General features: G+C 71.2%; 11 protein-coding genes. 10 read left to right on the top strand and 1 reads right to left on the bottom strand.

Annotated elements, in window-relative coordinates; genetic code table 11:
* Positions 1 to 2: 2 nt before the first annotated feature.
* A complete protein-coding gene (locus tag Pph01_RS12180) occupies positions 3 to 578 on the bottom strand; it encodes a flavin reductase family protein (RefSeq protein ID WP_204073159.1) in 576 nt (191 codons plus the stop codon).
* Positions 579 to 790: 212 nt separating this feature from the next.
* Between Pph01_RS12180 and Pph01_RS12175 the strand changes: the two genes are divergently transcribed.
* From Pph01_RS12175 to Pph01_RS12130, 10 genes are all read left to right on the top strand, one after another.
* Complete coding sequence (locus Pph01_RS12175; RefSeq protein WP_204073158.1) at positions 791 to 1,660, top strand: alpha/beta fold hydrolase; 870 nt, start codon at positions 791 to 793, stop codon at positions 1,658 to 1,660.
* Positions 1,657 to 3,306, top strand: coding sequence for an FAD-binding protein (locus tag Pph01_RS12170; protein WP_204073157.1), 1,650 nt, complete (start codon positions 1,657 to 1,659; stop codon positions 3,304 to 3,306). Before Pph01_RS12175 ends, Pph01_RS12170 begins: the two co-directional genes overlap by 4 nt.
* Entirely contained in the window at positions 3,303 to 4,337 is a 1,035-nt protein-coding gene (locus Pph01_RS12165) for a ferredoxin--NADP reductase (RefSeq protein ID WP_204073156.1), read from the top strand. Before Pph01_RS12170 ends, Pph01_RS12165 begins: the two co-directional genes overlap by 4 nt.
* A 108-nt stretch (positions 4,338 to 4,445) precedes the next feature.
* Positions 4,446 to 5,231: a 2-keto-4-pentenoate hydratase gene (locus Pph01_RS12160; protein WP_204073155.1), complete on the top strand. Its 786-nt coding sequence runs from the start codon at positions 4,446 to 4,448 to the stop codon at positions 5,229 to 5,231.
* 13 nt (positions 5,232 to 5,244) lie between these two features.
* The gene (locus Pph01_RS12155; RefSeq protein WP_204073154.1) at positions 5,245 to 6,153 is read left to right on the top strand and encodes an acetaldehyde dehydrogenase (acetylating); all 909 of its coding nucleotides are present in this window, start codon (positions 5,245 to 5,247) and stop codon (positions 6,151 to 6,153) included.
* A gap of 12 nt (positions 6,154 to 6,165) precedes the next feature.
* Entirely contained in the window at positions 6,166 to 7,188 is a 1,023-nt protein-coding gene (dmpG, locus tag Pph01_RS12150; RefSeq protein WP_204073153.1) for a 4-hydroxy-2-oxovalerate aldolase, read from the top strand.
* Between the two features lie 8 nt (positions 7,189 to 7,196).
* A complete protein-coding gene (locus Pph01_RS12145) occupies positions 7,197 to 8,381 on the top strand; it encodes an acyl-CoA dehydrogenase family protein (protein ID WP_204073152.1) in 1,185 nt (394 codons plus the stop codon).
* 681 nt (positions 8,382 to 9,062) lie between these two features.
* Positions 9,063 to 9,623 carry a hypothetical protein gene (locus Pph01_RS12140; protein WP_204073151.1) on the top strand — a complete coding sequence of 187 codons (561 nt, stop codon included), beginning with the start codon at positions 9,063 to 9,065 and terminating at the stop codon, positions 9,621 to 9,623.
* Positions 9,624 to 9,755: 132 nt separating this feature from the next.
* Positions 9,756 to 10,670 (top strand): VOC family protein, encoded by a 915-nt coding sequence (locus Pph01_RS12135; protein WP_204073150.1) that lies wholly within the window; start codon positions 9,756 to 9,758, stop codon positions 10,668 to 10,670.
* A 2-nt stretch (positions 10,671 to 10,672) separates the two neighbouring features.
* Positions 10,673 to 12,151 (top strand): FAD-dependent oxidoreductase, encoded by a 1,479-nt coding sequence (locus Pph01_RS12130; RefSeq protein ID WP_239116634.1) that lies wholly within the window; start codon positions 10,673 to 10,675, stop codon positions 12,149 to 12,151.
* The last annotated feature ends 79 nt before the right edge of the window (positions 12,152 to 12,230 follow it).

The following is a 12,230-nucleotide window of genomic DNA, read 5'->3' as shown; positions in this document are numbered from 1 at the left end:
GGCTACCCCCAGTGGTCGCCCCAGCCCCAGAGGTTCGCGAGCGCGGGCTGCTCGGCGGGCTCGTGGCCGTCGACTCCGAAGCGGCCGCGGAAGAAGAGCATCGGGCGCTGCTCGATGATCTGCTCCAACTGGAGGACCCGGCCGATCACCACGTCGTGGTCGCCCGCGACGTGCACGTCGTGCACCTCGGCGTGGATCCGGAGGAGCACGTCGGGCAGCGCGGGGGTGCCCCACCGCGACGTCTCCCAGCCGAGCCCGTCGAACTTCCTTCCCCTGCTGGAGCCGAACCGGCCGCACAGGTCGACCTGCTCCTCGCCGAGGACGTTGACGCAGAAGCGACCCGATCTCCTGATCCTCGGCCAGGTGCGGCCGTTGTGATCGGCGCAGAAGAGGATCAGCGGCGGCTCGAGGGAGACCGAGGCGAACGCCTGGCACGCGAAACCGACGGGCTCGCCGTCGTCCACACCGGTGACGATCGTCACACCGCTCGCGAACATCCCCATCGCGCGGCGGAACTCCGCGGGCGTGGGGGGAGCCACGCCGACAGGGTCTGTCGTCAGTGCGGGCTCAGCTGTCATGCGGTCACCTCGAGTTCGGCCTCTCGTCGCGCCGTGTTCGCGGCGTCTGAGACACGACGTTAAGCCCCGGCCCGTTCGCGGCCGACGGCGGATCCCGTTGAGTGGACGCGGCGGCGGGCCCCGAGGGTCTCGCTCATCGGGATGATCATCACGACGGGCCGGTGCCGTCGATTACCTTCCCCCGGAGCCGACATTGCGATGACTGGGGCGACATGACCACAGAGCTGACCTATGAGTCGACGGCGCGCGAGCTCACGACCGACCACGGAGTGCTGCGGTACCACGAGGCGGGTGAGGGCCCGCCCCTGCTGCTCCTGCACGGCTCGGGTCCGGGGGTCACCGGCTGGCGGAACTTCCGCGGCAACCTGCCCGTGTTCGCCGACCACTTCCGCTGCCTGGTCCTCGAGTTCCCCGGGTTCGGGGTCAGCGACCCGACCGGCGAGCACCCCATGGCGGCGGCGAACGGCGCGGTGATCCGCTTCCTCGACGGGCTCGGGCTCCAGCAGGTCGACGTGATCGGCAATTCGATGGGCGGCGTCGTGGCCGCCCAGGTGGCGATCGCCCACCCCGATCGGGTGCGCGGGCTCGTCACCATCGGCGGCATCGGCAGGAACCTGTTCAGCCCGGGCCCGGGCGAAGGCATCAACCTCCTCATGGAGTTCACCGAGAACCCCACCAGGGAGGCGCTCGTCCGGTGGCTCTACTCGATGGTCCACGATCCGGCGCTGGTCACCGAGGAGCTGATCGAGGAGCGCTGGACCCAGGCCACCGACCCGGACACGCTGGCAAGCGCCCGCCGCATGTACGGCAGGGCCGCGTCCGCCGCCCGCGCGGCCGCCATGGCCCGCTCGGACGCCCCGCCGTACTGGGCGATGCTGCACCGGCTGAAGGCCAGAACACTGATCACGTGGGGGCGCGACGACCGGGTGAGCCCGGTCGACATGGCGATCCTGCCGATGCGCACGATCCCCGACGCCGAGTTGCACGTCTTCCCCGACTGCGGGCACTGGGTCATGATCGAACAGAAGGCCGCCTGGGAGAGCGTCGTGCTCGGCTTCCTGACGAGGAAGGACGCCCAGTGAGCGAGTGGGACCACGAGTTCGATCTCGTCATCGTCGGCAGCGGCGCCGGCGGCATGGCCGCCGCACTGACCGCGCGGGACAGCGGGCTGTCCGCCGTCGTGGTCGAGAAGGGCGGGAAGTACGGCGGCAGCACCGGGATCTCCGGCGGCGGGATCTGGATCCCGAACAATCCCGCCCTGCGGGCGAAGGGCCACGACGACAGCCGTGAGTCGATCCGCCGTTACCTCGACCTGCTGACCGAGGGACGGGTCCCGGCCGCGCGGCTGGACGCGTTCGTCGACGAGGGCCCAGCGGCGATGGAGCTGCTCTGCAGGAGCAGGTGGATGCGCTTCTTCTGGGTGAAGGGCTATGCGGACTACCATCCCGAACTGGAGGGCGGCCGGCCGATGGGGCGGTCGATCGAGGCCCTGCCGTTCGACACCCGCGAGCTCGGCGAGGACGAGCGGCACCAGCGTCCCAACAGCATGAAGGGCCCCCTCGGGCTGTGGATCACCGCCAAGGACTACCACGACCTGGCCATGGTGAAGCGCACCTGGCGGGGCCGCTGGGCCTCGGTGGTCGCGGCCTGGCGGGTCTCGTCCAACCTCGTGCGCCGCAGGCACATGGCCACCGGGGGACGGGCGCTGGTCGCGCGGTTGCGGATGGCGGTCAAGGACGCGGGCGTCCCGCTCTGGCTGAAGACGCCCATGACGGACCTGGTCACCGACGACGCCGGAGCCGTCACCGGCATCGTCGCCCGGCGTGACGGCGCGGAGGTCCGGATCCGGGGCAGGCACGGCGTGCTGCTGGCGACGGGCGGGTTCGACCACAACCCGGAGATGCGCGCGAAATACCTGCCCGAGGGCGGCCGGGACGACTTCGGCATGGGCGCCAGGGAGAACACCGGCGACGGCATCCTGGCCGGTGAGAAGCTCGGCGCCGCCCTCGGCCTGATGGACGACGCCTGGTGGATGCCCGCCGTCCGGCATCCGGCGGGTGCGGTCATCCCGCTGGTGTCCGAGCGGTGCATCCCGCCGTCGATCATCGTGTCGTCGGAGGGCAGGCGCTTCACCAACGAGTCGTCGCCGTACGTCAATTTCGTCCACGACCAGTTGGCCGGAGGGCATGTTCCGGCGTGGTTCGTGATGGACGCCAAGGCCAGGGAGCGCTACCCGTTCGCCCAGATCCTCCCGGGGGCGCCGATCCCGAGGGGGTACTACGAGCAGGGCACGGCGTTCGAGGCCGGGACCATCGAGGAGCTGGCGGGCAAGATCGGGGTGCCCGCCGGAGCGCTGGCCGAGTCCGTGGAGCGGTTCAACCGGTTCGCCGAGGCCGGCAGGGATGAGGACTTCGGCCGCGGGGACAGCGCGTACGACCGGTACTACGGCGACCCCACGCTGAAGAACCCGAACCTCGACGTGATCGGCAAGGCGCCGTTCCACGCCTTCCGGATCGAGGCCGGCGACCTGGGCACCAAGGGCGGGCTGGTCTGCGACGAGCACAGCCGGGTGCTGCGCGCCGACGAGTCGGTGATCGAGGGCCTGTACGCCACGGGCAACACCTCGGCCTCCGTCATGGGTAACGAGTACGCCGGCCCGGGCGCCACGATCGGCCCCTCGATCGTCTTCGGGTACATCGCCGCGCGGCACGCGGCGTCCAAGAGATGACGCAGCCGGGACCGCTCAGGGTGCGGGTCGTGGAGGTCGTCCGCGAGACCGCGGACGCCCACTCGCTCGTCCTCGAACCCGCCGACGGCGACCATTCCCGGCTGGGCTACCGTCCCGGCCAGTTCCTCACCGTCCGGGTGCCCACCACCCGCCCCGAGGGCGCGGCGCGCTGCTACTCCCTCAGCAGTTCGCCGGTGTGCGACGACAAGCTCAAGGTGACCGTGAAGCGGACCCGGGGCGGTTACGGGTCCAACTGGATCTGCGACAACGTCACCGAGGGGGACGTGCTCGAGGTGCTGCGCCCCTCCGGGACGTTCACCCCCGCCTCGCTCGACGACGACCTGCTGCTTCTCGCGGGCGGCAGCGGCGTCACCCCGGTCATGTCGATCCTCAAGTCGTGCCTGCGCGCGGGGACCGGGGCGCTCACGCTCGTCTACGCCAACCGGGACGAGAAGTCGGTGATCTTCCGGGACGAGCTCGTCGCGCTGACCGCCGAGTACGGCGAGCGGCTGACCGTCGTCCACTGGCTGGAGTCGGTGCAGGGCCTGCCCACCGCGGCCGGCCTCGCCGCCCTGGTCCGACCGTACGCCCGGAGGGAGGCGTTCGTCTGCGGGCCGGGACCGTTCATGGACCTCGCCACGGAGGTCCTCGCCGGCCTGGGCGCACCGGACCGGCGGATCCACGTGGAGCGGTTCGAGTCGCTCGCCACCGACCCGTTCGCCGGGTCGGCGGTCGTCCTCGACGCGTCCGGCCCGGTCAGCACGGTGGAGGTCGAGCTGGACGGGGAGACGAGGACGCTGGCCTGGCCCGCGGGCAACAAGCTGCTCGACGTGATCCTGGACGCCGGGATGGACGCCCCGTACTCCTGCCGCGAGGGGTCCTGCAGCGCGTGCGCCTGCGTGCTCCTGGAGGGCGAGGTCACGCTGGAGCGCAACACCGTGCTCGACCGGCAGGACCTCGCCGACGGCCTGATCCTGTCCTGCCAGGCGCTCCCGGTCAGCGAACGGCTCAAGGTCACCTACGACGGCTGAACCCGCCACCGGACGCCGGGCGGTTCCCACTGAGCGGGAAAGCGGGCACCGGCCGGGAGCCCCGGCTGGAACCTTTGAGATTCGCAGGGGCGATCGCGGGAGGACTGGATGCTGGAGGCGGCGCAGCGCGCGTCCGTGGCCGGACGGCTGTGGGCGGCGGAGCGGGACCGGGTGCCGATCGAGCCGCTGACCGACGCCTACCCGGGCATCGACGTGGTGGACGCCTACGAGATCCAGCTCATCAACATCCGGCGCCGCCTCGCCGAGGGCGCCCGGGTGTACGGGCACAAGGTGGGGCTGTCGTCCCCGGTGATGCAGCGGATGATGGGCGTCGACGAGCCCGACTACGGCCACCTGCTCGACACGATGGTGTTGTCGGAGGACGTGCCCGTCGAGGCGGGCCGGTACTGCCACCCCCGGATCGAGGTCGAGATCGGGTACGTGCTCGGGTCGAGCCTCCCCGGTGAGGGATGCACCGAGGCGGACGTGCTCGCCGCGACCGAGTATGTCGTGCCGAGCCTCGAGCTGATCGACAGCCGGGTCAAGGACTGGCGCATCGGGCTGGCGGACACCATCGCCGACAACGCGTCCTCGGCCGGGGTGCTGCTCGGCGCCGCCAGGGTGAGCCCGGCCGACCTGGACCCCGCCGACGTCGAGGCCGTGCTGTACCAGGACGGCACGGAGATCGCGCGGGGCAACACCAACGCCGTCCTCGGCGACCCCACCGTCGCCGTGGCCTGGCTGGCCAGGAAGGTCGCCTCCTTCGGAGTGCAGCTCGAGGCCGGGCACGTCATCCTTCCCGGCTCGTGCACCAGGGCCGTCGACGTGCGCCCCGGCGACGTCTTCCGGGCCGAGTTCGCCGGGCTCGGGTCCGTGAGCGCTCGATTCGAATGAGAGTGAGACAGCAGTGACCAAGGCGACCGCCGCGATCGTCGGCTCGGGCAACATCGGGACCGACCTGATGTACAAACTGCTCCGTTCCGAGCTCATCGAGCCGCGCTGGATGATCGGCGTCGAGGCCGACAGCCCCGGGCTGAAACGGGCGGACTCCGCCGGCCTCGCCGCGTCCGCCGAGGGCGTCGAGTGGCTGCTGAACCAGCGGGAGTTGCCGGACATCGTCTTCGAGGCGACCTCGGCGTACGTGCACAGGGAGAACGCGCCCAAGTACGAGGCGCTCGGCATCCGGGCCGTGGACCTGACCCCCGCCGCCATCGGGCCCGCGGTGGTGCCCGCGGTCAACCTGGGCGCCCACCTCGACGCGCCGAACGTCAGCCTGATCACCTGCGGCGGACAGGCGACGATCCCCGTGGTCCACGCCGTCTCGCGGGTCACCGAGGTCTCCTACGCCGAGATCGTCGCCAGCGTCGCCTCCCCGTCGGCCGGCCCGGGTACCCGCGCCAACATCGACGAGTTCACCCGCACCACCGGCCGTGGCATCGAGACGATCGGCGGAGCGGGGAGGGGCAAGGCGATCATCATCCTCAACCCGGCCGAGCCCCCGATGCTCATGCAGGACACCGTCTTCTGCGCGATCCCCGCCGACGCCGACCGGGACGCGATCGCCGCCTCGATCAAGGACGTCGTCGCGGCCGTGGCGTCGTACGTGCCCGGCTACCGGTTGCGCGCGGAGCCGCAGTTCGACGATCCGACCCCGGTGAGCGGCGGGCTCGCCAGGGTCGCGGTGTTCCTCGAGGTCGAGGGCGCGGGGGACTTCCTGCCGCCCTACTCCGGCAATCTCGACATCATGACGGCCGCCGCCACCAAGGTCGGCGAGGGCTTCGCGCGGACCCAGTCACCAGGGACTCTCAGCCATTAGGAGACCGACCCCATGCCCTACAGCGCCGACCTGGACATCCGGGTCACCGACTCGTCGCTGCGCGACGGCTCCCACGCCAAGCAGCACCAGTTCACCGCCGAGCACGTCCAGTCCGTCGTCGCCGCGCTCGACGACGCGGGCGTGCCGGTGATCGAGGTGACGCACGGCGACGGGCTCGGCGGCTCGTCGTTCAACTACGGCTTCAGCCTCACCCCCGAGCAGGAGCTCATCAAGGCCGCCGTGGCGACCGCGAAGAACGCGAAGATCGCCTTCCTCATGCTGCCCGGTCTCGGGATCCAGGACGACATCCGGGAGGCCGCCGACAACGGCGCGAGCATCTGCAGGATCGCCACGCACTGCACCGAGGCCGACATCGCGGTGCAGCATTTCGGCCTGGCCAGGAAGCTGGGGCTGGAGACGGTCGGGTTCCTCATGATGGCGCACAGCCGGCCGCCCGAGGTCCTCGCCCGGCAGGCCCGGATCATGGCGGACGCGGGCTGTCAGTGCGTGTACGTCGTCGACTCGGCGGGCGCCCTGATCATGGAGCAGACCTCCGACCGGGTCGCGGCGCTCGTGGCCGAGCTCGGCTCCGACGCCCAGGTCGGCTTCCACGGTCACGAGAACCTCGGCCTCGGCGTCGCCAACTCGATCCTCGCGGTCCGGGCCGGCGCGCTCCAGATCGACGGCTCGACCCGCCGGTTCGGCGCGGGGGCGGGCAACACGCCGGTCGAGGCGTTCGCCGCCGCCGCCGAGAGGCTCGGCATCCGCACCGGCATCGACACCATCAAGATCATCGATGCCGCCGAGGACGTCGTCCGCCCGATCATGGACGGCGAGTGCCTGCTCGACCGGATGGCGCTCACCATGGGCTACACCGGCGTGTACTCCAGTTTCCTCAAGCACGCCGACCGCCAGGCGAAGAAGTACGGCGTGCCCGGCGCGGAGATCCTGCTCGAGGCCGGGCGGCGCAAGCTCGTCGGCGGCCAGGAAGACCAGCTCATCGAGATCGCAGTCGCCCTCGCGGCGAAGAAGTGAGAGAAGCCATGGGCAACCCGGTACTCGAGGCGATCACCCGGCGGGCCGAGGAGATCAGCGCGCTCGGCTCCGTGAACGAGACCCTGTGCAGGCTGGACGACCAGGCCGGCAAAGTGCTGCGCGAGGCCGGAGTCATCCGGATGCTCCAGCCGCGGATCCACGGCGGTTTCGAGTTCCACCCGCGCGAGTTCGCCGAGACCGTCATGAAGATCGCCAGTCTGGACGGATCGACGGGCTGGGTCGCCGGGGTCGTCGGCGTGCACCCCTGGGAGATGGCCTACGCCGACCCCAGGGTCCAGCAGGAGATCTGGGGGGAGAACCAGGACACCTGGATCGCCTCGCCGTACGCGCCCATGGGCGTCGCCCGCCCGGTCGACGGGGGCTACGTCTTCAACGGGCGCTGGCAGTTCTCCTCCGGCACCGACCACTGCGACTGGATCTTCCTCGGCGGCATGCTCGGCGACGAGGAGGGCAATGTCGCCAAGCCCCCGGAGTCGCTGCACCTGATCCTCCCGCGGTCCGACTACGAGATCGTCGAGGACTCGTGGAACGTGGTCGGCCTGCGTGGCACCGGCAGCAAGGACATCGTCGTCAGGGACGCGTTCGTCCCCGACTACCGGGTCATCCCGTTCTCGAAGGTCGTGGACGGCAGCGCGGCCAGGGAGGCGGGGCTGACCAACCCGACCTACCACCTGCCGTTCTCAGTCGCGTTCCCCCTCGGCATCACCGCGTCCGTGATCGGCATGGCCGAGGGCGCCCTCGCGCACCATCTGGCCTACCAGAAGGGCCGCGTGCAGATCACCGGCACCAAGATCAAGGACGATCCGTACGTGCTCTACGCCATCAGCGAGGCCGCGGCGGACATCGCCGCCGCGCGGTCGGCGCTGCTCGACAACGCCTCGCGGATGTACGACCTCGTCGCGGCGGGCCGCGAGGTCACCTTCGACGAGCGGGCGGTGAGCCGGCGCACCCAGGTCCAGGCGGCCTGGCGGGCGGTCCGCGCGGTCGACGAGATCGTCAACCGGTCCGGCGGAAACGCCATGCGTGTGGACAATCCGATCCAGCGCTTCTGGCGTGACGCGCACGTGGGCCTGACGCATGCGATCCACGTGCCGGGCGCGGTCTTCCACGTCTCGGCGCTGACGCAACTCGGCATCGAGCCGCCCCAGGGCCCGATGCGTTCGATGATCTGAAGCCGAGGGCACTCCCGCCGATCATCTAGGCACGGTGAATGAGGACTAAACTCCCAACGGTCAACATTGTTGCCCGTTAGGTGAGCGGCTTTGAACATCCCTCCACAGCCAGGTGCCGAGTGGCGGTTCAACCCCCCGCCAGGTTGGCCGGTTCCCCCCAGGGACTGGATCCCTACTCCGAACTGGGCCGGGCCCGGTCCGGGCTGGCCGGAGCCCCCGGCGAACTGGCAGTGGTGGGTTCGCGATGTGACGGCCTTGCGGGGCGTCGGCGACACCATGGACTTCGGGCGGGGTCCGGGTCCGGGTCCGGTGGGTCCAGGGCCGGGTGGCTTCGGTCAGGGCGGATTCGGTCAGGGCCCGGCGGGGCCGGGTGCGTTCGGTCAGGGTCCGGGGCCGGGTGCGTTCGATCAGGGCGGATTCGATCAAGGCGGATTCGGTCAGCGCGGATTCGATCAGGGCGGATTCGGGCAGGGCCCGGCTCCGATGGGTCCAGGCGCGTTCGGTCAGACTGGTTTCGATCAGGGCGCGTTTGATCAGGGTGGATTCGGTCAGGGTGGATTCGGCCAGGATGGATTCGGTCCGGGTGGGGTCGGTCCCGCCCCGGGCGGCGCTCCCTCCGAACGGCCGGGCACGGGCACCGGGGTCCCGTGGAAGACGATCGGCGCCATCGCCGCCGCTGTCGTGATCGGCGTCGGGGCCGCCTACGCGATCTATGGCCTGAAAGGCGACAAGGTCGGCGGCACCGGTGCGACCGGCGCCAGCGCGTCCCCGTCCGCTCCGAAGAGCAGCGGCGCGCACGAGCAGGCCGTGGCGATCGACAAGGTCCTCGACGCGAGCAAGCCCAGCCGGGGCAAGCTCCAGCAGGGGCTCAACCAGATGCGGCCGCCCTGCTCGAAGGCCGACCAGGGCATCGCGGCGATTCAGCAGGCCGCCGACCAGCGGGCCCAACAGGTCCAGCAGGCGAAGAAGCTGAAGGTCGACGCGCTCGAACGCGGCTATACGCTGAGGCAACGTCTCGTGGACGCGCTCGTGGCCTCGCAGCGGGCCGACGCGGCGTACCTGAAATGGGCGAAGAAGTACCAGGCCAACGGCTGTACCGGGCCGACCACGGGAGACGCCGACTACAAGCTCGGAAACGCGGCGTCTGAAAGCGCCACCAAGGCCAAGTCCGCGTTCGTCGAACTGTGGGGTCCGATCGCGGAGCAGGAGGGGCTGCCCGCTCGCACCCGCGGCTCGATCTGAGCCTGGGGCGGCCGGGAGGCCGCCCCACCCGCCACCGTGGCCGGGGACTCTCACTCAGCGGGAGCCTCCAGGCGGCCGGGCGGACTGTCTGTCACTTTTGGGTGGACGACGGCCCGGGAGGTTGGTGGACAGGTGACGCAGATCCGAGGACTGGGCTATCTCAAGGTCCAGACGCGTGACATCGGTCGCTGGCGCGAGCTCGTGATCGACGGGCTCGGCTTCGCGGAGGGCTCCGGACCCGAGCCGGACGGCCTCTACCTCCGGATGGACGAACGGCAGGCGCGGCTCATCGTGCTCCCCGGGGACTCCGACCGGGTGCTGGCCGTCGGGTGGGAGGTCCGTGACCAGTTCGCCCTCGCCGCGGTCGGCCGCGCCGTCGAGGCGCACGGGACGCCGGTCAAGGTGCTCTCCGAGCAGGAGGCCATCGACCGCGCGGCCGAGCAGGTGATCGCGTTCACCGACCCCGCCGGCATCCCGGTCGAGGTCTACTTCGGCCCCGTGCTCGACCACAGCCCCGTGATCACGGGCAGGGGGCAGCGGTTCGTGACCGGCCCGCAGGGGATGGGCCACGTGGTGCTGCCCACCATCGCGATGGAGGAGACGGTCTCCTTCTACACCGAGGTGCTCGGCTTCCTGCCGCGCGGGGCGATGAAGGTGGGCCGGCGGAAGCCGCCCTTCCGGCGCATGCGCTTCATGGGGATCAACCAGCGGCACCACAGCCTCGCGATCTGCCCGGCGGCGCACAACGGCGACCCCGGTCTGGTGCACCTCATGATCGAGGTCGACAGCCTGGACGCGGTCGGCAGGGCGCTCGACAGGGTCAGCCAGCTGGGCTTCTCCATCTCCTCGACCCTGGGCCGGCACACCAACGACAAGATGGTCTCCTTCTACGTCCGCGCGCCGGGCGGCTGGGACCTCGAATACGGCACCGGCGGCATGCTCGTCGACGAGACGTACTACACGGCCGAGGAGATCGCCGCCGACAGCTACTGGGGCCACGACTGGTCCGGCTCCGAGCCGCTGGCCGCGTTCGTGCCCAGGTCCTGAGCATGAGCGCCGTGCCGCCGGTCGAGCCCGTTCCCGCCCGGTCGATCAGCGCCTTCGACCACGAATGCGACGTGCTCGTCGTCGGCTTCGGATGCGCCGGCGCGGCAGCCGCCTGCGAGGCCGCGAGGGCGGGCGCCGACGTGCTCGTGCTCGAGCGCGCGGGCGGGCCGGGCGGGTCCTCGGCGCAGTCCGGGGGAGAGCTCTACCTCGGGGGCGGCACGGCGGTTCAGCGGGCGTGCGGCTTCGACGACGATCCGGACAACATGTTCGCCTTCCTCACGGCGGCGCTCGGCCCGCACGCCGACGAGGAGAAGCTGCGGCTGTACTGCGACGAGAGCGTCGAGCACTTCGAGTGGCTCCGCGGCCTGGGGCTCACCTTCAACGCGACCTTGCACGACGCCCCGACCTGGATGCCCCTGACGGCCGACGGCCTGATGTGGCTGGGTGAGAACGCCTGGCCGTACAACACGATCGCCCGGCCGGTCCCGCGCGGCCACCGACCGGCGACCGAGGCCTTCGGCGGCTGGCTGCTCATGGAGAAGCTGGCCGAGGCGGCGCAGTCGGCGGGCGCGGTCTGCCGCGCCGACACCCGCGCGACCAATCTGGTCGTCGACGACGACGGCCGGGTCGCCGGGGTCGTGGCGCGTAGGTACGGCACGACGCTGGCCTGCCGTGCGCGCAAGGCGGTGATCCTCACGACCGGGGGATTCGTCGACAACGAGGAGATGCTGGCCGACCACGCCCCGGTGCTGCTCGGCCACGGCAAGGTCAGCGACGGCCTCGACGACGGCAGCGGCATCCGGATGGCGACGGCGCTCGGCGCCGCGACCCGGCGCATGTCGGTCGTGGAGATCGCCCTGACGGCGCTGCCCGCGATCCTCGTGCGCGGCATGCTCGTCAACGCGCTCGGCCAGAGGTTCGTCAACGAGGACGTCTATCCGGGACTGTTCAGCGTCGCCGCCGTACGGCACCAGCCGGGGCCCTACTGGGCGATCATCGACGAGGAGGGGTTCGAGGAGATCCCCCCGGAGGACCTGTGGGGCGTGCGCCCGCGGTTCGTCGCGGAGACGGTCGCCGAGTTGGAGGAGTCGCTCGGCATGCCGGCGGGGGCGCTCGAGGCGACTCTCGACGTGTACAACCGGCACGCGGAGCGGGGGAGCGACCCCTACTTCCACAAGGACCCGAGGTGGCTGCGGCCGCTCAGACCGCCGCTCGCCGCCGTCGATCCGCAGGAGGGCTTCGCGCCGGGAGACGCCGAGGGCGCGGGCAAGGGGACCGGAGTCGCCGGATTCACCCTCGGCGGGCTGCACACCACCGTGGACGGCGCCGTGCTGAACCACTCGGGGCTCAAGATCCCGGGACTGTACGCCGCGGGCCGGGCGAGCGCCGGGATCCACGGAGAGGGCTACATCAGCGGGACCTCACTCGGCGACGGCACCTTCTTCGGCCGCCGGGCGGGCCGCGCCGCCGCCGGCGACTGAGGAGCGCCGTGCCGAAGGCGCGGCCATAGACAGGGAGGGGCGCGGCCGTGGACTGGACTGAGGAGCGCCCGGAGCGAGG

The sequence above is a fragment of the Planotetraspora phitsanulokensis genome (genome assembly GCF_016863295.1).
GTDB lineage: Bacteria > Actinomycetota > Actinomycetes > Streptosporangiales > Streptosporangiaceae > Planotetraspora > Planotetraspora phitsanulokensis.
This window is presented reverse-complemented; position numbering and strand designations above follow the sequence as displayed.